The 20632-nt window shown below is 61.9% G+C and carries 18 protein-coding genes and 1 pseudogene; 10 read left to right on the forward strand and 9 right to left on the reverse strand.

Features of this window, described 5'->3' with window-relative positions; genetic code table 11:
* The first annotated feature begins 67 nt into the window (after window positions 1-67).
* The 4 genes from LAQ73_RS09220 to glmS all read left to right on the forward strand — a co-directional run bounded on the left by LAQ73_RS09220 (window position 68) and on the right by glmS (window position 5346).
* Complete coding sequence (locus LAQ73_RS09220; RefSeq protein ID WP_224267992.1) at window positions 68-880, forward strand: undecaprenyl-diphosphate phosphatase; 813 nt, start codon at window positions 68-70, stop codon at window positions 878-880.
* A 132-nt stretch (window positions 881-1012) separates the two neighbouring features.
* A complete protein-coding gene (gene glmU, locus LAQ73_RS09225) occupies window positions 1013-2197 on the forward strand; it encodes a bifunctional sugar-1-phosphate nucleotidylyltransferase/acetyltransferase (RefSeq protein WP_224267993.1) in 1185 nt (394 codons plus the stop codon).
* A gap of 84 nt (window positions 2198-2281) precedes the next feature.
* Entirely contained in the window at window positions 2282-3538 is a 1257-nt protein-coding gene (locus LAQ73_RS09230) for a sugar phosphate nucleotidyltransferase (protein WP_224267994.1), read from the forward strand.
* Window positions 3538-5346 (forward strand): glutamine--fructose-6-phosphate transaminase (isomerizing), encoded by a 1809-nt coding sequence (gene glmS, locus LAQ73_RS09235; RefSeq protein WP_224267995.1) that lies wholly within the window; start codon window positions 3538-3540, stop codon window positions 5344-5346. Before LAQ73_RS09230 ends, glmS begins: the two co-directional genes overlap by 1 nt.
* A gap of 64 nt (window positions 5347-5410) precedes the next feature.
* Here glmS and LAQ73_RS09240 read toward each other — a convergent pair whose 3' ends face one another.
* On the reverse strand, window positions 5411-6202 hold the full coding sequence (locus LAQ73_RS09240) for a helix-turn-helix transcriptional regulator (RefSeq protein WP_224267996.1): 792 nt from the start codon (window positions 6200-6202) through the stop codon (window positions 5411-5413).
* Between the two features lie 163 nt (window positions 6203-6365).
* Between LAQ73_RS09240 and LAQ73_RS09245 the strand changes: the two genes are divergently transcribed.
* The gene (locus LAQ73_RS09245) at window positions 6366-6878 is read left to right on the forward strand and encodes a universal stress protein (protein ID WP_224267997.1); all 513 of its coding nucleotides are present in this window, start codon (window positions 6366-6368) and stop codon (window positions 6876-6878) included.
* A 134-nt stretch (window positions 6879-7012) separates the two neighbouring features.
* Here the strand turns inward: LAQ73_RS09245 and LAQ73_RS09250 are convergent, their stop codons facing one another.
* The 5 genes from LAQ73_RS09250 to LAQ73_RS09270 form a co-directional block, all read right to left on the reverse strand.
* The gene (locus tag LAQ73_RS09250) at window positions 7013-7336 is read right to left on the reverse strand and encodes a hypothetical protein (RefSeq protein ID WP_224267998.1); all 324 of its coding nucleotides are present in this window, start codon (window positions 7334-7336) and stop codon (window positions 7013-7015) included.
* 203 nt (window positions 7337-7539) lie between these two features.
* A complete protein-coding gene (locus LAQ73_RS09255) occupies window positions 7540-7962 on the reverse strand; it encodes an HNH endonuclease signature motif containing protein (protein WP_224267999.1) in 423 nt (140 codons plus the stop codon).
* A gap of 92 nt (window positions 7963-8054) precedes the next feature.
* Window positions 8055-10031: a hypothetical protein gene (locus tag LAQ73_RS09260; RefSeq protein WP_224268000.1), complete on the reverse strand. Its 1977-nt coding sequence runs from the start codon at window positions 10029-10031 to the stop codon at window positions 8055-8057.
* 2 nt (window positions 10032-10033) lie between these two features.
* On the reverse strand, window positions 10034-10540 hold the full coding sequence (locus LAQ73_RS09265; RefSeq protein ID WP_224268001.1) for a hypothetical protein: 507 nt from the start codon (window positions 10538-10540) through the stop codon (window positions 10034-10036).
* A 262-nt stretch (window positions 10541-10802) separates the two neighbouring features.
* Window positions 10803-11885 carry a saccharopine dehydrogenase family protein gene (locus LAQ73_RS09270; RefSeq protein WP_224268002.1) on the reverse strand — a complete coding sequence of 361 codons (1083 nt, stop codon included), beginning with the start codon at window positions 11883-11885 and terminating at the stop codon, window positions 10803-10805.
* 210 nt (window positions 11886-12095) lie between these two features.
* On the opposite strand from LAQ73_RS09270, the gene LAQ73_RS09275 reads away from it, so the two are divergent.
* Window positions 12096-12887, forward strand: a complete 792-nt coding sequence (locus LAQ73_RS09275; RefSeq protein ID WP_224268003.1) for a CPBP family intramembrane glutamic endopeptidase — start codon at window positions 12096-12098, stop codon at window positions 12885-12887.
* Between the two features lie 1524 nt (window positions 12888-14411).
* Here LAQ73_RS09275 and LAQ73_RS17810 read toward each other — a convergent pair.
* Window positions 14412-14648: pseudogene (locus LAQ73_RS17810) on the reverse strand (hypothetical protein); the annotation flags it as partial.
* Window positions 14649-15249: 601 nt separating this feature from the next.
* Between LAQ73_RS17810 and LAQ73_RS09285 the strand changes: the two are divergent.
* The 3 genes from LAQ73_RS09285 (at window position 15250) to LAQ73_RS09295 (ending at window position 16703) form a co-directional block, all read left to right on the forward strand.
* Window positions 15250-15459: a hypothetical protein gene (locus tag LAQ73_RS09285; protein WP_224268005.1), complete on the forward strand. Its 210-nt coding sequence runs from the start codon at window positions 15250-15252 to the stop codon at window positions 15457-15459.
* A gap of 190 nt (window positions 15460-15649) precedes the next feature.
* A complete protein-coding gene (locus LAQ73_RS09290) occupies window positions 15650-16018 on the forward strand; it encodes a DUF7344 domain-containing protein (protein ID WP_224268006.1) in 369 nt (122 codons plus the stop codon).
* Between the two features lie 547 nt (window positions 16019-16565).
* Complete coding sequence (locus tag LAQ73_RS09295; RefSeq protein ID WP_224268007.1) at window positions 16566-16703, forward strand: hypothetical protein; 138 nt, start codon at window positions 16566-16568, stop codon at window positions 16701-16703.
* A gap of 697 nt (window positions 16704-17400) precedes the next feature.
* Here the strand turns inward: LAQ73_RS09295 and LAQ73_RS09300 are convergent.
* Window positions 17401-18480: a TrmB family transcriptional regulator gene (locus LAQ73_RS09300; RefSeq protein WP_224268008.1), complete on the reverse strand. Its 1080-nt coding sequence runs from the start codon at window positions 18478-18480 to the stop codon at window positions 17401-17403.
* 60 nt (window positions 18481-18540) lie between these two features.
* Between LAQ73_RS09300 and LAQ73_RS09305 the strand changes: the two genes are divergently transcribed.
* Window positions 18541-19737 (forward strand): MFS transporter, encoded by a 1197-nt coding sequence (locus LAQ73_RS09305; protein ID WP_224268009.1) that lies wholly within the window; start codon window positions 18541-18543, stop codon window positions 19735-19737.
* Between the two features lie 128 nt (window positions 19738-19865).
* Here the strand turns inward: LAQ73_RS09305 and LAQ73_RS09310 are convergent, their stop codons facing one another.
* Complete coding sequence (locus tag LAQ73_RS09310; protein ID WP_224268010.1) at window positions 19866-20630, reverse strand: YihY/virulence factor BrkB family protein; 765 nt, start codon at window positions 20628-20630, stop codon at window positions 19866-19868.
* Between the last annotated feature and the right edge of the window lie 2 nt (window positions 20631-20632).

The raw sequence follows: 20632 nt of genomic DNA on the forward strand, positions 1-20632 counted from the left end.
TAGACGCTTCGACGGTACGCCGTCCGCAAACGACAACGCTCATGTACTCCGTCTCGTCGCATAGTCCATGGACCGTGAGCTTCTCATCGCACTGCTCGCTGGCTTCGTCCAGGGTATCTTCGAGTGGCTACCCATCTCCAGCGAGGGGAATCTCGCGCTCGCGCTCTCGGCGGTCGGCAGCGATCCGACGCAAGCCGTCCAGTTCGCGCTCTTCCTGCACGTCGGCACCGCCGTCTCCGCGACGGCGTACTACCGCGACGAACTCCGCGAGACGCTCTCTGCGCTCCCGTCGTGGCGGCCGTCGACGGCGTTCTCCGAAACGGCGACGCTCTCGTTTCTCGCTATCGCGACGCTCGCGTCCGGCGTCGTCGGAATCTGTGCGTATCTCCTCCTCGAAGCGGCGATCTCGGCGCTCGCCGGCGGCGCGTTCGTCGCACTCGTCGGCGTTCTCCTCGTGGCGACGGGACTGATTCAGCGCGTCGCCGACGGCTTCGACCTCGGGGGCCGCGACGCGCCGGACCTCGTCGACGCCGTCCTCGTCGGTGGCCTCCAGGGACTCGCCATCCTGCCGGGCGTCTCCCGCTCGGGCGTCACCGCGAGCGCGCTGCTGTTCCGCGGGCACGACGGTCCCGACTCGTTCCGCCTGTCGTTTTTGCTCTCGATTCCGGCGGCGCTCGGCGGCGGCCTGCTCGCGGCGCTCGACGGCGGACTCGCGGGCGTGACGGTCCAAGAGGCGTCCGTCGCGCTCGTCACGGCGGCCGTCGTCGGCTATCTCTCTATCGACGCGCTGATGCGCGTCGTCCGCCGGGTCTCCTTCTGGGCGGTCTGCGTCGGTCTCGGTGGGCTCGCGCTCGTCGGCGGGCTCGTCGTCACGCTCTGAGCGTCGCTTAGCGTCGCCTTCTCGGCCACTCGGCGCAGCATTCGAAAGCCCGGTGTCTCGGCCCGCCGTGGGTAAGATTCGCATATCCGGAGTCGGAATTCATATCTTGCTGGTCGGTGTGCGTGGGTGTATATGCAAACGCTCGTGCTCGCCGCCGGGCAGGGGACGCGGATGCGGCCCCTCACGGAGAGCCGTCCCAAGCCCATGCTGCCGGTCGCCGACCGACCGCTCGTCGCCCACACCGCGGACGCCGCCGTCGCCGCCGGAGCGTCCAAACTCGTCCTCATCGTCGGCTACGAGGCCGACGAGGTGAGAGAGTACTTCGGCGCGGAGTACGCCGGCGTCCCCGTCGAGTTCGCCGTCCAGGAGGAGCAGCGCGGCACGGCCGACGCGGTTCGCGCCGGTGCCGAGAACCTCGACCCCGGCCCGTTCGCCGTGCTCAACGGCGACGCGCTCTACGACCACCCGTCGCTCGAAGAGCTGTACAGCGACGGTCCCGCGGTCGGCTCCTACCGGGTCGACAACCCCAGCGAGTACGGCGTTCTCGACATCCGCGACGGGTTCGTCCACGGCGTCATCGAGAAACCCGAGAACCCGCCGTCGGACCGCATCAACACCGGTGCGTACGTCTTCCCGGCGGAGGCGCAGAACTGGCTCGACGTCGAGACGAGCGAGCGCGGCGAACTCGAACTCACCGACGTGCTGGCCCGCGCCTGCGAGGAGAGCGACGTGACCGACGTGCCGTTCGACCGGTGGCTCGACGTGGGTCGCCCGTGGGAGCTGCTCGCGGCCAACGAGTGGAAAGTCGGCGAACTCGAACGCGACATCCGCGGCGAGGTCCACGGCGGCGCGGACCTCCGCGGCGACGTCGTCGTCGAGGAGGGCGCGGAAGTCGACGCCGGCGTCGTCATCGAGGGGCCGGCGCTGATCCGCTCGGGCGCGTCGGTCGGCCCGAACGCCTACGTCCGCGGCGCGACCGTCGTCGGCGAGGACGCGACGGTCGGCCACGCCGTCGAGGTGAAAAACAGCGTGTTCATGGAGGGGGCGACGGTCGGCCACCTCTCCTACGTCGGCGACAGCGTCCTCGGCCGCGACGTGAACTTCGGTGCCGGAACCAAGGTGGCGAACCTCCGCCACGACGGCGAGGACGTGAAACTCACTGTCAAGGGCGAGCGCATCTCGACGGGTCGCCGGAAACTCGGTGTCATCTGCGGCGACGAGGCGAAAACGGGCATCAACACCAGTCTCAACTCGGGCGTCGTCCTCTCTGAGGGCGCGGCGACGAAACCCGGTGAGTCGGTCACGCGCGACCGGTAACGTCTCGAACAGTCTCCGATTCGGCACAGTCATCACATTCTAGAGAAAGCAAAGTTCATCCCGCTCGTTGCGGACGCCTCTTGTATGCCTATTCACTCGGCCGTCGTGCTCGCGGCGGGCGAAGGGCGGCGTCTCCGCCCCTTGACGAGAAACCGCCCGAAGCCGATGCTTCCGGCGGCGACTCGACCCATCGTCGAACACGTCTTCGACGCACTGTTGTCCGCAGGAGTCACCGACCTACACGTCGTCGTCGGCTACAAGCGCGAGCGGGTCCAGAACCACATCGGCCCCTCCTACGAGGGCGTCCCGGTCACCTACCACGTCCAGGAGAAACAACTGGGGAGCGGCCACGCGCTGCTGCAAGCGGCCGACGCCGTCGGCGACGAGTTCCTGGTCGTCAACGGCGACCAGGTCGTCGAACCGCAGTTAGTGCGGGCGGTCGTCGACATGCACGACTCCTACTCCGAGGACGAACGTGAGGACATCGCGGCGACGCTCTGCGTCGTCGAGAGCGAACGAGCGTCGAGATACGGGTCGGTGCGTCTCGACGGCGACCAGGTCGTCGAACTCGTCGAGCAGCCGAGAGAGGGGCGGTACCGCCTCGTCAACGCGGGCGTCTACGCGTTCACGTCGACGATATTCGAGTCGATCCGCGAGACGCCGGCCGTCGACGGGACGACGGCGCTTCCGGACACCATCGCCCGACTGGTCGACGGCGACGCGTCGGTTCGCGGCGTCCTCTCGGAAGGGTACTGGACCGACGCGACGTATCCGTGGGACCTGCTGGCGGCGACGCGCCGGTTGCTGGCCGACGGCACGAACGTGTTCCGCTCGTCCGCCGACTACGAGGCGAAAACGGATGCCGGCGTCCGGTGTCACAGCGACGGCGTCTGGGTCGCCTCCGGCGCGCGCGTCCACGAGAACGCGACGCTCCAAGCGCCGGTCGTCGTCGCCGCCGACTCCGAAATCGGCCCGGGTGCAGTCGTCGGCCCGAACGTCGCCGTCGGCCAGAACACCACCGTCGAGTCCAACGCCGTCGTCGTCGACTCCATCATCGACGAGGACACCCGCGTCGGGCCGAACTCGACGGTCGTCGACTGCGTCACCGGTCAGGCCGTCTGGTTGGGGCCGGCGTGCGTCGTCACCGGCGGTCCCGGCGACGTCCGAGTCGACACGCGGATTCACGAGGGGAAACGACTCGGCGCGGTCGTCGCTGACCGCGTCCACGCCGAAGGCGACGTGAGTCTCGCGCCGGGAACGCTGGTCGGGTCGAACGCCATGCTCCGGACGGGGACGACCGTCTCTGGCGTCGTCGAACCGGGGTCGGAGGTGGTGCGCTGATGTGCGGTATCATCGCCTGCGTCGGCCGCGGCGACGAGACGCTCGACGTCCTGGTCGAGGGTCTCTCGAAACTGGAGTATCGCGGGTACGACTCGGCGGGCGTCGCGCTCTCGGACGGCGACGCCGACGTCGACGTCGTCAAGCGGGCGGGCGAACTCGACGCGCTCCGCGAGGCGCTCTCGGAGCGCTCGGTCGGCGGGCGCGTCGGTATCGGTCACACGCGCTGGAGCACCCACGGCCCGCCGACGGACGCGAACGCGCATCCGCACACCGACTGCAGCGGCAGCGTCGCCGTCGTCCACAACGGCATCATCGAGAACTACGACGAGCTCCGCGAGGAGTTGGAGACGTCGGGCCACGAGTTCCGAAGCGACACCGACACGGAAGTCGTCCCGCACCTCGTCGAGGAGAAACTCGCCGCCGGCGCGTCGCCGGAGGCGGCGTTCCGCGCGGCGGTCGAACGCCTCTCGGGCAGTTTCGCGCTCGTCTGCGTCGTCGCCGGCGAGGAGGCGGTGTTCGCCGCCAGACAGGACTCGCCGCTGGTGCTGGGCGTCGGTGACGACAGTTACTACCTCGGCAGCGACGTGCCCGCGTTCTTGGCGTACACCGACCGCGTCGTCTACCTCGACGACGGCGAGTTTGCGACGCTTCGGCCCTCGGGGTGGACGGTCCGAAACGGGTCGGACGACCGCGTCGACAAATCCGTCCAGACGGTCGACTGGAACGTCGAGGACACCGGCAAGAGCGGCTACGACCACTACATGCTCAAGGAGATTCACGAGCAACCGCGGGCGCTTCGACAGTGTCTCTCCGGGCGCGTCGACGAGCGCCGCGGCACGGTGACGCTGCCGGAGCTCGATGGATTGGAGACGCCCCCCAGCGTCCACCTCGTCGCCTGCGGCACCTCCTACCACGCAGCACTCTATGGGGCACAGTTGTTCCACTCGCTCGGCATCCCAGCGCAGGCGTTCTTGGCCAGCGAGTACGCGACGGGCGTCCCGCCGCTGGGCGACTCGCTCGTCGTCGGCATCACCCAGAGCGGCGAGACGGCCGACACGCTGTCGGCACTCCGGGAGGCCCGCGCACGCGGGGCGCAGACGCTCGCGGTGACGAACGTCGTCGGCAGCACCGCCGCCCGCGAGTGCGACTACGCGCTCTACATCCGCGCCGGCCCGGAGATCGGCGTCGCGGCGACGAAGACGTTCTCCTCGCAGTTGGTCTCGCTGAACCTGCTCGTCGAGTATCTCGCGGGTGACCGCCGCTCCAACGAGGAACGGCGGGCGGTGTTGCAGACGCTTCGGGACCTGCCGGGGAGAGTCCAGCAGGTGCTCGACGAGTCGACGGCCGAGGAAGTCGCCGCCGAGTATCTCGGTGCCGACGGCTACTTCTTCATCGGTAGGGGGCTGAACTACCCCGTCGCCCTGGAGGGGGCGCTGAAGTTCAAGGAGATTACGTACGAACACGCCGAGGGGTTCGCCGCCGGCGAGTTGAAACACGGGACGTTGGCGCTCGTCACCGAAGATACGCCCGTCTTCGCCGTCGTCACCGGCGAGGACACGCCCGCGAAGAAGACGCTCGGCAACGTCCGCGAGGTCGAGTCCCGAGGCGCGCCGGTCATCGCCGTCACCGACGACGACCAACTGGAGCGCTACGCCGACGCGTCGCTTCGCGTTCCCTCGGGGGCGGCGCGCGCCGCGCCCGTTCTCGTGAACGTCCAGTTGCAGTTGGTCGCCTACTGGGTAGCGAACGCGCTCGGGCGGTCGATAGACAAGCCGCGGAACCTGGCCAAGAGCGTCACCGTGGAGTGAGGCGTTCGCCGACTCTCGAAAGCGAGACGCACACCGAGTAGTTCACCGAGTACCGAGCGTTCGACTACGACTCGTCTCCACCGTCGACGCCGACACCACGGTTCCAGTAGTCGTTGACCGCCCGCACGGCCCACTCACGAATCTCGGAATCGGTAGATTCCAACAGCGCCCGCAGCAACCCGTCGCCGTCTCTGAGGAAGAAGTACACCGTCTCGTCTGCGACGCCGACGGCGAACGGAATCGGCTCCTCGGCGAGTCGAAGCGCGACGTTCTCACAGCTCAGTAGCTCGCGGAACCGCCGCCACGAAGTCGGGTCGTCGCGGAGCGTCTCGACCGTCTCGCGGGAGAGCACCCCGCGGAGCGACTGCGTTCCCTCGACGGCGGCTCCGTGCAGCGTCTCCAGCATCTCGTAGTTGAGGACGTAGGAGACGACCAGCTGCGCCTCCGCCTGCGCCGATAGTTCGAGCGCCCGTTTCAGCGGCCCGTTCGGAGTGGTCTGCGTCGGTCGCGTGATGCGTGCATCGTCGAAACGGGCGAGGTCGACGTCGAGATGCGCCGTCGGCAGCCACTGGACGACCGGTCGGAGGTGGACCTCGGTCTCGACGTTCGAGAGGAGGTCGGTGAAACTCGCCGCGACGAACGCCCCGGAGGCCGTCGCGTCGTACCGCATCCCCTCCCGCTCGACCCAGTGGCGCTCCTCGAAATCGCGCAGAATCCGCGCGAGCGTCGGCTGTGAGGCCCCGACGGCGTCCTCTAACTCGCGCCGCGTGTGCGGACCGCTCGCCACCGCGTCCAGGACGGCGATCCGATTCTGCGAGCGCGCGAGGAACTCGATCTCCTCGAGCGGGTCCGTCATAGTACCTCTCTTTCAGCCTCCGGCATAGCTGTTGAGATACGATTAGGGTATTCACGGCGTGAATAGCTTCCGGGCGCTGAGTATCCGCCGTGTAGTGAAACATCGAAGTGACTCGAATACTTTTCTGGACAAATATATACTTCTATGCCTCTTAGCGTGAGTAATGGCAGCACATTCGGTGTTCGCTGACGAGTCCACCGCGACCGGAGAGCAGAGAGCGGAGCCCCGTTCCGAGCCCACGCCGGCGGACGCCTCCAACGAAGACGGTGCCTTCGAACACATCCTCCTCGCGGTCGGCCCCGAGATGGACGAACGCGTCGCCGAGGTCGCGCTCTCGGTGGCGGCCGGCCACGGCGCGCGCGTCGACGCGCTGTCGGTCGTCCGGATGAACGCCTCGGTCGACCACTGGGACATGGTCGTCGAGCGGCGCGAGGAGCGTGCCGAGAAGGCGCTCGACGACATTGGCGACGCCGCCGCCGACCGCGACCTCTCGGTTACGAAACGACTGCGCTACGGCACGCCGGCCGAGGAGATAGAGAAGTACGCCGACTACCACGGCGTCGACCTCGTCGTCGTGGGCGAACCGAGTCGAAGCGGCCTGCGTCGGCTTCTCTCTCCGAAGAGCGTCACCGACCGCGTCCGCCAGTCGACCTCTGCACCGGTGCTGACGGTCTGAAACGCACTACTGCCTCACTGCGAACGTCGCCGCGATGCTCACGCGGTGGTCTCCTCTCGAATCCACGTTCGGGCGTCTCCGAGTCCGAGTTCTTTTCCGACACAGGCGTCGGAGACGACCTGGCGTAACTCGTTTTATTCCGCCGTCTCCGGTTCTATCGTGATGTTTTCGAGGTGGAGTCCGACGTTGTCGACGGTGAGTTCGATAGCGCCGATCTGATGGTCGCGGCCGTCGATGGACACCGTCGCGCCGTCGGTCGTGATGGTCGCATCATCGATCGTGTAGCTCGCATCGTCGATGCTCAACTCGGGGAAACCGGACCCGGTCAGGTGGACATCGGTAATTTCCACCGTCAGGTCCGTCACGCTGATCTGATGGGAATCTGTCGGGGTCGACTCGGCCGAGGCGTCGTCGGCGAGTGCGCTCGTGCTCGCGCCCCCGAGAAGGAGGCCGGTCACTACGAACGCACAAAGGGTGTATCGAAGGAATGTGTTCACGGGTCGGTGACCTCCGCTATAGCGATTAAGTCGCTTGCGACGATGAAAGCTCTTCTGCCAACCTTCTAGCTCGCTGATTATTCTGTACCGAACGAACGCTTCGAGTGACGACGAGACCACGTTGCCGAGCGTCTCCGAGTGCGATGGTGCGCTCGTCGCGGGCGTTATCGAAGTTCGAGCTCCGAGAGTCGCTCCTCGAAGGCCTCGGCGTCCATCCGACCGACAGCGAAGACGCCGTCAGCGACTACCAGCGGGTCGTAGTGACGAGCTCTGTCCGGTCGCCACCCGCGGTCGCGTCTGCACTCACAGACGAGACGGACGAACTCCCTGTCGACCATCGACGTAAGCTCCTCCGGCAGCAGAAATTCGTGGTCGTTCCGCGCGTCGTCTCGCGTCGAGTCGTCCCCGACGCGCCGCCGGCACGCACCACACATCCAGACGAGGTTCTCAGCGCGGGTGTTCTCGCGCGACCCGTCGATGTGATGGACGCGAAGCCCGTCGTCGGCACCGCAGACCGTACAGCGTTCGTCGCCCACCTCGACTCCGATTCCCGGCGTCGCTTTCGCCCCCGTGTCTGCTCCCTGCATACGTTGCTTGCGAGACTCTTCCATCACTCCTAATGAATGTATGGAACATCAACTTCCGTCGTCGGTCTCCCTCGCCGTACGGCCGTCGCTTTTCAAAGCCAACTCAGACGCGCGTTCAGCCAGTCGATTACCGGCAGGACGTAGCCGCTGTCGGTCGCGAGGTACATCGTCCCCGAGAGCAGCAGGAAACTCGTCGTGAGGCCGCAGACACAGCCGAGAACGACCGCGCCGACCGCGCGCGCTTGGGCGGGGACCATCGAGTGAAACAGCACCCAGACGGCTAAGCAGACGGCCGCGACGAGATTGAGCAGGGCGTGAACCTGCATCGCCTCGCCGATACTCGCCTCCAATACGAGAACGTAGGTGAGGATGACCTGCGTACCGATGACGACGGTCCCGAAGTACGAGAGGCCGAGCGCGCGCGGATACTGGAGCAGGTCTCTGCTCTCGGTGAACCGAAACACCGCGTAGACGAGAAGCGGCATCGCCGGCAGAAGATACCGGACGGTGATGGAGGCGTGAAGCGGCAGTCGCGGGAGGTACATCAGCGTGAGCACGACGGCGTACACCGCGACGAGGAGGTCAGTCGCCGACAGCGCGCCGCGTCCGTGCGCGCGAACGCGTCGGAGCGCGGCCTTCGGGAGCAAGACGACTGCGGCGAACAGCGGCATCGCTTCGAGCACCGACAGGTTCGCGCTCTGTCCGAAATCTTTCCGCGCGACCTGTTCGATGTAGCCCGCTCTGACGAACGTCGCAGTGAGTCGGTCGACGTCGATGGCCCGCTCGACCGTGTTCGTGACGTGACGGGTGAGGATATCGACGAGTTTCGTGACCGTCGCGCTCGCGGCCTCTACTACGGCGACGACCGGGGCCACCAGCGACCCCGGCGAACTCGACGACGCTTCTGCAGTGGTTCCGTCTCCGGTCGTCGCTTCGCTCGCCCCGCCCGCTGCGGACTGCCCCGACGTACCGGTGGCGGTGTCCTGCGACGTTCCGGTCGGCGGCGACCCCTCCGCGCCGCTCCCGGCCGAGACCGCGTCGACGGCTTCGTATCTGGGCATGAACCGCGGGGGAAACAGTGGACTCCCGGTAACAACGAAGTTCGTCACGAAGAACGGAATCAACGAGAGCCCGAACGCGCCCAGTATCGTCGCGAGTTCGCGCCGGCTGTTCGACGGGGCGGTCACGAGGTCGACGACCAACAGCGAGACGAACAAGATGAGCGCGTCGGCGGCGTGAACCCACGCGGCTAAGCCGACGAACACGTACGCGAGCGCGCGGAACTGCAGTGATTCGCCGCTCTCGGCCGTCTCTCGACTCCGGTAGAAACTGTAGACTGTCGCGGCGACGAGCGCGGCGATCAGCGTGTGCCGCTTCGGAATCGTCGCCCAGAAGCCGACGGGCGTCGCCAGTATCACGACCAGACCGGCGGTGACCCCCGCGCGGAACGTGTGGGTCCGCGAGACGAGACGGTAGATCAACACGGCGGTGAGTGCAGCGGCGGCCATCGACGTTATCTGCAGCGAGACGTGTGCGATCCACCGACCGTCGAGCTGCGTCGCAACCGAGAGATTGGCGGCGAAGAGCGCGGCGGCGGCGACAGCGCCGCCCGTCCGCCCGAGCGACTCCCGCTCGAAAATCCGGCCGAGGAGCACGCCCGCGGCGAGAACGGTACTGCACCACAGTCCCGTGAGTACGATACGGAGGTCGGCGACCGACGCCAGTCCTTCCAGCGCCCACGCTACCGGCAGCGTGAACACGATGTGACCGACGGTCCGCGAGTAGCGACCGCCGTCGCCGGCGACCATCCCCGGCGTCTCGCCGGAAGGCGGCCCGTAGACGATGTCGGTGACGACGAGGTGGCCGTTTGCCGCGTTGTAGAGCCCGTTGGCGACCGTGTAGTTGTCGGTGATGAAGAAGCCGACGCGCCAGAACAACCCGAAGAACGCGAGACCGCTCACGAACAACAACAGGCCGTAGCGGTCGCCGAAGACGAGCGTCAGGAGTCGGTTCTTGTACTCGGTGTACCGTTCCGTCGGGTGGTCGGTGTCGGAGACTGTGTATGCCATGGTTACGCGACGGCTATCGTGATCTCTCGGTTTTCGAGCACCCGTCGTCCGTCACCCTCCTGGACGGCGATCTCGACGACCGCTCGGTACGTTTCGGCTTCCAGGCGGTTCGAGGGGACTGAGGCGTCGTCGGGCCCGAGCGTCAGTTCGCGCGAGGAGTTGCGGTCGACCGCGCGGAACGCATCAGTTCTGTACGACAGTTCGGGGATACGGAGGGTGTACGTGACGAGGACGGGTCCCGAGACCGTTTCCACGGTGAGCGTCGTCGTCGGGGCGTCGAGTTTGTGGATTCCCGACCCCGTGACGCCCGGTCGGAGCGCGTAACCGTCGGTCGGAATCGCCGCCTCCGCACCGGTGACGTTGCCCGTCGCACCCGTGAACGACGCGCCGTCCTCGGACGAACGGTCTTCGGGGGTCAGGTCGACTCCGGCGACGACGGGGCCGCTGACGACGGCTGTGAGAAGAAAACACGAGAGAACGAGTGCGACCGGGTCACGCCACCTTGACATCGATTGTAGCTGGACGAATTGTGTTAATAAATGTATTGATGATTTTTCTCCAATTGAATGTATAATTATTTGATATTTGGGTAGTGGTCGTCTTCGGGATTCGTCAAGTGATGAGACTCAGGGGCGAACAGTCGTCGTCTCGGCGCTAACTGCAGCAGTTTGTGAACCGACGCGAATCCGTTCAACGATGTGATAGTACTCTGCTGGCAGTGACGTAGACCGTCACTGTCGACGCCGAACGACGAGCCGTTTGGCCGTCCACCTACACCGATGGCACGGCCCTGTCGAGCTCCTCGACGTCTTCGCGTTCGACGCCGTCGAACGAGAGGGCGAACTCCGACCCGAACGCGGAGGCAGGCGTCTGAAAGCCCGCCGGGACGTCGCCGTCGAGGACGCGACGCGCCGCCTCGACCGCTGACTGGGCGGCGAAGTTGTACGTGTCGGGGGTCTTCAGTCGCGCCGCGGCCCTGTTGCCCTCGTCGTCTTCGACCTCGGCGAGGATGTGGTTCGCGCTCTGGGCGCGTTCCTGGGCGGTGGGCCCGGAGACGACGGCGTCGACGACGCCCATCAACACTCGTTGGGCCGGCGGTGTCGCCGCCGCCGCGACGAGCGGCCGAGTGCGGCGCATCACGCCGACGGCGAACTCCGGCACGGTCGCGTACACCTCGATGTTCTCGATGCCCGTCGTGTAGTACGCCGCCGAAACGTCGCCCCACGGCACCGTCACGCCCGTCTTCTCGCCGCCGCCGAAGTCGAACTGCCGCGTCCTCCACGCCGCCGGGACGGTCCGCAGCGCCCCGTTCTCGCGGACGACCCCCGACTGCGGGAGTTCCTCGATGATGGATTTCAGCGTTCCCGGCGAGAACGTGCCGAGGCCCTCTAACGCGAGCGTCAACGACGTCGCCGAGGGGAGTCGGGATTCGAGATGGGCGGCCAGACAGTCGGTCGGCACGACGTCGAAGCCGACGCCCGGCAGGACCGTGACCGCCGCTTTCTCGGCGTCGCGGTCCAGCTCTGCGGCCGCCTCCAGTACGTCGATCTCACCCGCGAGATCCAGATAGTCGACTTCCTCTTGCAGACACGCGGTTCGCAGCTGCGAGGCGGTCCGCGAGAACGGCCCCGCGCAGTTCAACACCGCGTCGACGTCGGCGATCTGTCGGCGGACGACGTCGGGATGTTCGAGCGCGAAGACGCGGTAGTCGACGCCGAGTTCGAGCGCCTGCTCTTCGACGCGCTCGGTGCGGCGGCCGGCGATGATCGGCGACAGTCCCTCGTCGACCGCGGTCTGCGCGACCAGAGCGCCGATGTAGCCGTACGATCCGTATACGAGCAGATCTGCTGACATACGGTGGAGTCGACGCGCAACTGCAAATAACACGGTGTGGACCGTCCCGTTTCGGTCGGCTCTTCTCGGTCGATTGGTCTGCTCGGCCTGTTTCGCTGGAGACGGTCGAGCGAATCGTCTCGCTCAGTCCATCGAAGCGAGGACGCTTATGACGCCGACGGCCCTACCGTGAGTCGATGTCCTCCGTAGATTACACGCAGGTGGGTGACGATGGGTACTGCTAACGGGTCGGTCGCCTCGGCCGTGACCGCAGTCGTCAGCGGAACTGTCCTCGGCGTGTTCGGCCTGGGCTTCGGGACGCTCCTGGCGGCGCTCGTCATCGTCACCGTGTTGGTTTCTGGCGTCGCCGAACTCTCGCCGACGCTCGTCTTAGTAGTCGGACTGGTGACGACGCAGGGAATCGGCTGCTTTCTCACCGCGATCGTCTACGCGCGGTATCGACACCGAATCGGGGCGCTGCTTGCGAGAGTCGTCGGCCAACGGAGTTGGCTACCGACACAGCAGTTCACGATTCCCGCTCGTGTCCCCTCGCTTCGTGACCTGCTGGTAGTGTTCGTCGCCTACGTCAGCGTCTTCGCACTCATCGGCATTGTCGGCTACGCGATCTCGGCTGCGGGTATCGAGGGCGCGACGAACAACAGTGTAGCACTCGGCTTGGAGAATCCCGTGCTCTTGCTGTGGCTGATTCCAGGGTCGATTCTCCTGATTGGTCCCGGTGAGGAGATTCTGTTCCGCGGCGTCGTCCAAGGGCGATTCCGCAAGCGATTCGGCCCCGCCGTCGCCATCTCGCTCGCGAGCGTCGTCTTCGCGTCGGTGCATTACTTCGCGCTGTCGGGTGCCGCCGGAGCACGACTCGTCACTATCGGATTACTTCTCATCCCCGCCATCACCTTCGGCGTCATCTACGAACTCTCCGAGAACATCGTCGTTCCGGCGCTCGTCCACGGACTGTACAACGCGACGCTGTTCGGTTTTCTGTACCTGAGTACGCTCGTCTCCTGAGTCGAGGATTTACAGACCGCTCACGCATCGAGGGACGACGTTAGGCATCGGACATCTGTCACAGTCGCTCGTGGGTGTGTGGATCTGACTTCTGAGTTAAAAGTCGTCCGCAGCCCCCCGACTGCGGACGAGCCATGCAGTGAGTGAGATGACAGTCACAACTCACGTGCCGTCGTCAGGGCGCGTCGGAGAACCACATCTCCGGAACACGCCCGACAGTTGTTTCTTTGACACACCAGTTATAGGTCTTTTGTGTGGACTAAACAGAGCTGAATAGCCGCGATCGTCGTAACCGCGCTCGAACACAGAGGTCCTCGCTAACCGGTTTCTCCACTCACCGTTGGCTTCTCGAGACAGTTACCGTCTTTCGGTCACGTCACTCTCGAAGGTGTATCGGCGTCGTCTGCTTCGTTTCTCTCGTTAAAAGACAGCGTCAGGTGGGTGCCAGCGGACGACGCTGTCTTTCGACGAGGGCGATGGGTGCAGGTGATGTGGGGAGAGGTGTAGTGGAGAATCAACCGGGTAGATTCTCCACATCGGCTGATGCTGACGCTTCCCTCAAGTCGCTTGGTGCGTCCCTATGCGGCGACCCCGTGGATTCGCCATCGCCCTTGTCAGTGTGACGCCTCAGTGGTAATCTGGGGGTGGGGCCACCATGTTCTATGGCAAGGCGCTTAGTGATAAAATTATTCCGCACCTCTTGTTACAGTCAATAAAAATTGGAAGTAATATTGTCAGGAGCGGAGGGACACAGGGAAGGACCACCAGAATCTGCGCCAAATTCTCTCTATGTGTGTATAATATTACACAATATGTAGACAAAATCTCGGAGGGAGAATCCTTCACGAAAGAACTTACTCAAAACTGAGTAAGTTTTAAGCTAGTCTGGCTCCTGAGTTCAGTTGATGACTAAAACACCCTTCCAGACTACATCCGCTCTAGGAGTGACGCGATAATGTGGCAAGATTTCGTCTTCCTCGCTGGAAGTATCTTCTCACTGCTCGTGTTGGTTCCGGCTATCCGCGATTCCACTGCCAGTATTCCGCTTGGAACGTCGCTTCCGTCAGCGAGTATCGGGATCATCTATGGCACGACGTTCTTCTCTCTAGGAATGACTATGTCTGCAGCCGGGTCGCTCCTGACTGGTGTCATGTGGAGCGTCATCGCAACCCTTCGATCGCCACACCCCTTCGATCACCACTTCGACTCACACACCAATGAGACGTCAGCTCGGGCGGCACCGCAATATGCCGACTGAACCGACGGCTCTCGTACTGGAACACGAATAACGAAATCGACGCACCGTCAATATCTGCACGCCGGCGGCAGCCCCCGAATTAGGCTCGGTCCACTATCCAATGACTCGAATTAAGTCGTGTAGTACTCGGTGACGTCCTCGTTGAGGCTTGCTTCGAGGCTGGCTCTCAGCGGCGTGGCTTCCTTCGTGAGTTCGACCGAAATCCAATCACCCTCTCCGTCGTACTCCACGATGTGAGCCGCTGCGAGTTTGGGTAGGTGCTGATGATAGAGTGTGGTCAGCACCTCCTCGACATCCTCGTCGCTCGGCGAGTCGTACTCTCGGCGCGCGACCACCACGGCGAGGTCGTCGAGGAGAACGGGTCGTTGCTGCTCTATGAGGTGTGCAAGGACGATTCGACGACGAGGATGGCCCACCGTCTCTGCGACGAGCGTCTCAAGTGACCCACCAGAGTGATACTCGAACGCCCGATCTGGGGTCGCATTTTGGGGGGGCTTCATCATGTGTGAGATGGTATCAACTACATCCGTGTGAATGCTCGGCCCGTAAATTCCGGGTGTATATATACTGAATTCACGTGTTCCGGACAACCAGTTGCGCTATCAGGTAAGCGTTTTTAGGTGTGCAAGGAGAGCAATTTCTCGTACAATCGCACTTATTCCGGAATGTCGCAGACGCTGTCGTGTGTACGGTGGAGGTCGTCCCAGCTTGCAAACATCCACGGGCGAACCTCTCGCATCTCACATCTCTCCCTCAGCGATGCGACTAACGAGGGTCTGTCGGAGACCGAGATATCTCAGTCAAGTAAGATGCGACGACCTCTTTACAGAACTTGCCCACACCAATCAGGAACGAGAGCTGGCGGCGCTTCTCAACGGCATCCACGAAGAGTCGTTCCCGCCGACGGGGTCGTAGCTAGACTCCTGGGCATGGGAAGGTGGTCCAGCGTGGATTTTCCGGGCGAAGCGGTGGTTTCGACTCCGGTCAGGAGCGACATCGAAGAGATGCCTTCTTATACCCCCAATCGCTTAGGAGGGGCAGATTCTCTATAGACCCCGATGCGGACCCTCCGAATAGCCACTCTAGAACAGATAACTGACGATAATGGACACACAACAAGACGATATTTCCGCAATCAGGGAGTTCGAGCAGTCACTCAAAACGCTACTCGTAGAGGCGTTTGCACAGGGCGTACCGCTCGAAGGGCGTTGGCAGGTAACGCTCGATTCGCCGAACCTCCCTGATTGGTCGATTCAAATCACCAAAGAACCGCCGGTACGTCCCGAGTACACCCCAGATTTCATCGAAGAGTAATATCACCACTTTCGGTAATCAATTTGGGGCATTGTAGTTCTCCGTTGAGAGTCTGCACCTATGATACATGTGAGACACATAACATTTATGTGGTCTGCTGGCTGTGGCTCTTACTGTACACTGCTGAAGTCGGCGGCGAAAGATGACAGGAGACCCATGTTGTGTAGGCAGGTACGGAGAAGGTACATTTATGACTACCAAAACACGCGACACCAACCCTACAGATGAGAATCCCGATCTTTCGCCGACGGAGATCTTTTCGCTGTTATCGAACAAGCGACGCCGGTATGCGCTTTACTATCTGACCACACAACTCGGAGCAATTCATCTCGGTGAGCTAGCCGAACAACTCGCCATTTGGGAAGGCGAACCCACAACGGACCACTATCATCGAATCTACGTTGGGTTACTCCACAACCATCTCTCAGCGCTCACTCACGCGGATGTGGTCGAATACGACGCTGACAAGGAACTGATTACCATCTCCGACGGTATTCGTGCCGTTCGTCCGTATCTGGATCTCGCAGAGTGTGAGGATATGAGCCACTCGAACAGGTGATCATCCCTCCGGATGAACTCGAACGGACGCTACTTTGCGCCCTGTTAGTCCGCTTTCCTCTCAGTCGAACTTCTGGCAGCCGGGTTTAGGAGTCTCTCTGCGATCCGATGTGCAGTATCTGGTTTGAGAGAAACCACATCTGACCAGTTCACCCTAATCTAGTTAGGTGCTGTCTCTTAGTGTGTATCCCGCTGTGGTTGAGGTGAGAGTGTTCACACTCTCAGCCAACTCAGAGGCACCCCACTTTTGAGAGCGTATTTCGACGAAATTTCGAGTTATCCACAGGCGACTTTTCGAAGCACAATTTCCTGTGTTGTGGAAGCCGATCTGAAGCACTACTAGAGTCCCTGCGAGACAGACCTCTCGTTGTCGCAGCCGCGAACAACCCCCGAAGCAGTTGCTGAGTCCATTTTGAAAATACGTGTTCGAGTCTACGCTCGATATGGCCTCTCACCCTGCTTTGCGACGATGTCACGGGCGCACGTCGGCGTCGGTCGGCCACGTCCCACCGTCGATGTTGCAGTCGCAGGTTGCGATGCGTCGCGTTGTGGATGAGCTGTGTGGTGCACTCCGACCGGTCGACCGGTTGGAGGTGTCGCCGACGGCGAATGGCCGCGTTCTCGACGAGATCGGTGCCCACGAACAGACACCTGTTGGTGGTCTCTCCGCCGACGTCGACGAGTAATTCGTGGACCTAAACGAGCGTATCGTGTTAGACGACGGGTGCCTCGAAATTCTTGAAAATCTCGAAACTAATGTAACGTACGTTGATGGAAATGTCTGTGACGACGAATCTGCCGACGAACGTTGCTGTTGTGTACCATGACCCTACGCAGTCTGCCAATTTGTGTCCTGCTCCACTCAGGAGATTATACGGCATTGACAAAATCACAACTGTATCTATCCATCATGAAAGTACTTACTCAGATTTGAGTAAGTTTTAAGAACGCGTATCTCCTGAGTTCAGTTGATGACTGAAATGCCCTCTTCGATCGAGTTCACGCAGGGAGTGACGCGATAATGTGGCAAGATCTTATCTTCCTCGCTGGAAGTATCTTCTCACTGCTCGTGTTGGTTCCGGCCATGCGCGATTCCACGGCCAGTATTCCGCTTGGAACGTCGCTTCCGTCAGCGAGCATCGGGATTATCTATGGAACGACGTTCTTCTCTCTAGGAATGACCATGTCCGCCGTCGGGTCGCTTCTGACCGGTGTGATGTGGAGTGTGATTGCGACCCTCCGTTCGCCACATCCCTTCGATCACCACTTTGAGTCGAACACTGACGAGCAGCCATCCCCGCGGGCTGCACCGCAACACGCCGACTAAAGTTCTCTTTTCGGAGTTGGAACGCGAGTTCAACGACGCCTACTCGTGACCAGATTTCACTCTTCAGTTGAGTGTTCGTAGAGAGTGATCGATACCATTCCATATCCTTCGTAGAACGGTTGGAGACTGCCGTCACTGCCACCCGTTGCGATGCGCCCATCTGCCGTGTCGAAGACGAGATTATTCTCAATTGGAAATTCGTTGGTTGGGTCGCCGACGATGTTTTGATGAATTTCGACGACCGGGACGCGTTCGTAGGTGGTTGTGTCTTCGGATCCGATCGCCTGCACGGTGACGTCTGCAGTGAGTGATCGCCCCTGGGCGACGTGAAGTGCAGCATTGGTGACAGCGGTTCGAGCGTGGGTGTAGGTTGCCGGCAGAGGGTCGGGGTCTGCGATAAACTGGTTGTCGCCCATTGGCCAGAAGTTGCTGATAGCGTTTCCAAAAAACGCGCCTGCGATGTCTTGTTGGGAGAACACGAGCGCGTACGCGGAGCTGTGGCGACCTGAGAGGATACTGTGTGCGCCCATTACGCCGGTTTTCTCATCGGCGACAACGGTGACTGGAGGGGTCGCATCCCAGGATTTGACGATCGTTGCGTACTTGCGCCAGTCAGTAGTCGTTGGAACCTTCTCTACGGGTGCGACGAGCTGGAGATAGATCGTGACACCGCGTTCTCGAGCGTCTCTGAGAGAGTCTTGGAGGTGTGTGAATTCGGAGGCGGGAATCGTAAGCACGACCTCGTGATCTGCGTGGTTGATAACTCGACGAACCCGTTTCCGAGTGGTGACGCGAGAGTGAACGATCTCAACAGCTGGATCCGCTGTGTCTGAGTGCTGATACAGTGACTCAATGTCGTGTCTCATCTGGGTGAGGCGGTCAGAGAAGCCCCCGAGAGCGTCTTCGGGTGAGCGTGCATGGAGGAGAGTTGGACTTGTAGTTTCGTCGATGCTGATGAGGCCGCGTTCTGCGAGTTCGGTTGCGAGTTCGTAGACGTACGCGTGCGAGATTCCGGCGCCTCGTGAGACGTCGCTGGTTGTTGCGGTACCTGATTGGAGAATGGCCAGGTACGCTTCGGTCTCCTTCGTAGAGAGTCCGAAGGCCGTGAGGTGCTCCCGAAGGGAGTCTCGGGACATGAAAGAGGATTATGATACTATCTACAAAATATTTTCCCGCTAGGATGTAGTGGTTGAGGCATGGAAACGGCCACCGATACCGAAGCCACCGCTGTGTCTACGAGCCGCCGCTGGTGGACACTGGCGATCTTCGCCTTTGCGGCACTCGAAGGTGCGACACTGCAGATGCAGGGTGCGATTATTCCAGCTCTCAGAGCGGAGTTCGGCACGCCCGAATGGCTGCTGGGGATGGTCGCACCCGCGGGAACAGCTGGATTTCTCGTGTTCGTCGCTGCTGTTGGTGCTGTTGCTGGGCGAGTTGATACTCGACGATTGCTCCTGTTCGGGATTGTTGGGACCGGATTCGGCGTCTTCTTGATGGGTCTAGTACCATCGTTTGGGCTGTTTCTTGGAGCGTTAGTCCTTCGAGGGGTATTCAGTGGGATTGGACGTGGGAGTGACCGGCCGCTGTTGAGTCATCTGTACCCTCGCAGACGTGGACAGCTGTTTGGGTACTACGATATGATGTGGGCTGTTGGAGCGACACTTGGTCCGCTTGCGGTCGCGGCTGCGCTCTGGTTTGAAAATTGGAGACTTGCCTACTTTGGACTCGGTGTGTGTTTCATCCCGCTTGCAGTTCTCATTTGGTATCTCCCGAAGCCATCTGTCACCGGCGGTGGTGATGATCCGTTGACGCTTTCTGAACTACGGCGAATCAGTCGGAGTCCTGCAGTGGTGGTGATGGCGTTTGGGATCTTGTTGACCACCGGTGTTGAAGGTGGATTGTTTACCTGGCTGACGACGTATGCGGCTGGCCGGATTTCTGAGTCGCTCGTGACGATCTCATTGAGTATGTTGTTAGTAGCGTACATTCCCGGACGATTCGTTGCAGGATCGTTGTCCGAGCGATTTGGGTATGTGCCGTTGGCGTTTGGACTCGGCGGGCTGTGTTTGCTATCGGCGATCTATACGTTCGTGTTGGCGTCGGGACTGTGGTTGCTAGTGGGTGTATTCTGTATTGGACTCACGCTGTCGGGGCTGTATCCGACGCTGTTGGCGTATGCGACCGAGAGTGCGCCAGAACACAGTGCCCCTGTGAATGCGATTGGGTTAGTTGTCTCTTCGTGTGGTATTGCGGCGGTACCAGCAGCGATGGGATTCGTTATCGGGAGTCGGGGTGTAGAGACAGCGATGCAGCTCTTGTTTGTGCCCCTTGGTGGGATCCTGGTCGTCACTGCTGTTGCCTGGATACAGATTGGGTCGACTAACGGAGCGTGAGTCACCTTCGACTTCGATTCTAGGCTTTCTCACGCAGGAGGGTTTCAGCACATCTGATTCCGAAGCCGCATTGAATCCGCGGTTATAAAACGCGAGGAGAATATCCCCGTCTTCAGGCACGAGAGGAGTCAATCGCCTGCAAAGATCACGTTGACGATGACACCAATCATAAGCATTGACGCGGCGACATAGAGGCTCGTGAGAATGATGATGATGCCACTGAGAACGCCATAAATCGCGTACCGAGTTGCGTTTACGGCATAAAAGTGGATAGCTGACAACAGCAACGACCATCCAACAGCAGCAGTGAGGGCACCGGGAACTGCCCCTGACCACGACGTCACAACTCGGGAGGGGACATAATACATCGGGAGGAACGCCCCAGTGAGAGCGACAAGCAGGGCTAAAGACCCAACAATCCCGACAAGAGAAGTAGCCGACAGCAGTGCGAAGACCGCGCTCGTAACGATAATCATCGTGAGAGCGAGGCTGAGCGAGACGACCGTAGTGACTGCATCGCGAAGCTGCTCGGAGAGCGACCGTTCGGGTGCGTTCTCAATGCGTTCGACAACAGCTAGAAACCCGGTCGCAAGGTTCGCTGCCCCCCATGCGAGGACGACGATTGCGAACACGCCTGCCCCAGCCCGTCCCGAGACCTCGGTCATCGCTTCATACATTAGCCCTTGGGCTTCAACTGTGAGAAACTGCGGTGTCGTAGTGTATATCTGGAGAGCGAGTTCCTCACCGATGATTGCAAAGACTAACACTAGAAGTGGGATGAACGAGACGAATGCATAGTAGGCCAGTGCGCCAGCCGGATACTTAATCTCCTCTTCGTACGCTACTCGAGCCACAGCTATGGCGACACCGAGTACGTGCGCCAACCGTCTCATAT

Origin of the sequence: Haloprofundus salinisoli, from assembly GCF_020097815.1 — an archaeon.
GTDB classification, from domain to species: domain Archaea; phylum Halobacteriota; class Halobacteria; order Halobacteriales; family Haloferacaceae; genus Haloprofundus; species Haloprofundus salinisoli.

What these genes read in the sequence shown, in the direction of transcription:
- LAQ73_RS09245 (WP_224267997.1), top strand. Translation starts at nt 6,366, where the DNA reads ATGGCAGCACATTCGGTGTTCGCTGACGAGTCCACCGCGACCGGAGAG.
- LAQ73_RS09305 (WP_224268009.1), top strand. Translation starts at nt 18,541, where the DNA reads ATGGAAACGGCCACCGATACCGAAGCCACCGCTGTGTCTACGAGCCGC.
- glmS (WP_224267995.1), top strand. Translation starts at nt 3,538, where the DNA reads ATGTGCGGTATCATCGCCTGCGTCGGCCGCGGCGACGAGACGCTCGAC.
- LAQ73_RS09285 (WP_224268005.1), top strand. Translation starts at nt 15,250, where the DNA reads ATGGACACACAACAAGACGATATTTCCGCAATCAGGGAGTTCGAGCAG.
- LAQ73_RS09255 (WP_224267999.1), bottom strand. Translation starts at nt 7,962, where the DNA reads ATGCAGGGAGCAGACACGGGGGCGAAAGCGACGCCGGGAATCGGAGTC.
- LAQ73_RS09270 (WP_224268002.1), bottom strand. Translation starts at nt 11,885, where the DNA reads ATGTCAGCAGATCTGCTCGTATACGGATCGTACGGCTACATCGGCGCT.
- LAQ73_RS09230 (WP_224267994.1), top strand. Translation starts at nt 2,282, where the DNA reads ATGCCTATTCACTCGGCCGTCGTGCTCGCGGCGGGCGAAGGGCGGCGT.
- LAQ73_RS09290 (WP_224268006.1), top strand. Translation starts at nt 15,650, where the DNA reads ATGACTACCAAAACACGCGACACCAACCCTACAGATGAGAATCCCGAT.
- LAQ73_RS09260 (WP_224268000.1), bottom strand. Translation starts at nt 10,031, where the DNA reads ATGGCATACACAGTCTCCGACACCGACCACCCGACGGAACGGTACACC.
- LAQ73_RS09240 (WP_224267996.1), bottom strand. Translation starts at nt 6,202, where the DNA reads ATGACGGACCCGCTCGAGGAGATCGAGTTCCTCGCGCGCTCGCAGAAT.
- LAQ73_RS09265 (WP_224268001.1), bottom strand. Translation starts at nt 10,540, where the DNA reads ATGTCAAGGTGGCGTGACCCGGTCGCACTCGTTCTCTCGTGTTTTCTT.
- LAQ73_RS09310 (WP_224268010.1), bottom strand. Translation starts at nt 20,630, where the DNA reads ATGAGACGGTTGGCGCACGTACTCGGTGTCGCCATAGCTGTGGCTCGA.
- glmU (WP_224267993.1), top strand. Translation starts at nt 1,013, where the DNA reads ATGCAAACGCTCGTGCTCGCCGCCGGGCAGGGGACGCGGATGCGGCCC.
- LAQ73_RS09275 (WP_224268003.1), top strand. Translation starts at nt 12,096, where the DNA reads ATGGGTACTGCTAACGGGTCGGTCGCCTCGGCCGTGACCGCAGTCGTC.
- LAQ73_RS09300 (WP_224268008.1), bottom strand. Translation starts at nt 18,480, where the DNA reads ATGTCCCGAGACTCCCTTCGGGAGCACCTCACGGCCTTCGGACTCTCT.
- LAQ73_RS09220 (WP_224267992.1), top strand. Translation starts at nt 68, where the DNA reads ATGGACCGTGAGCTTCTCATCGCACTGCTCGCTGGCTTCGTCCAGGGT.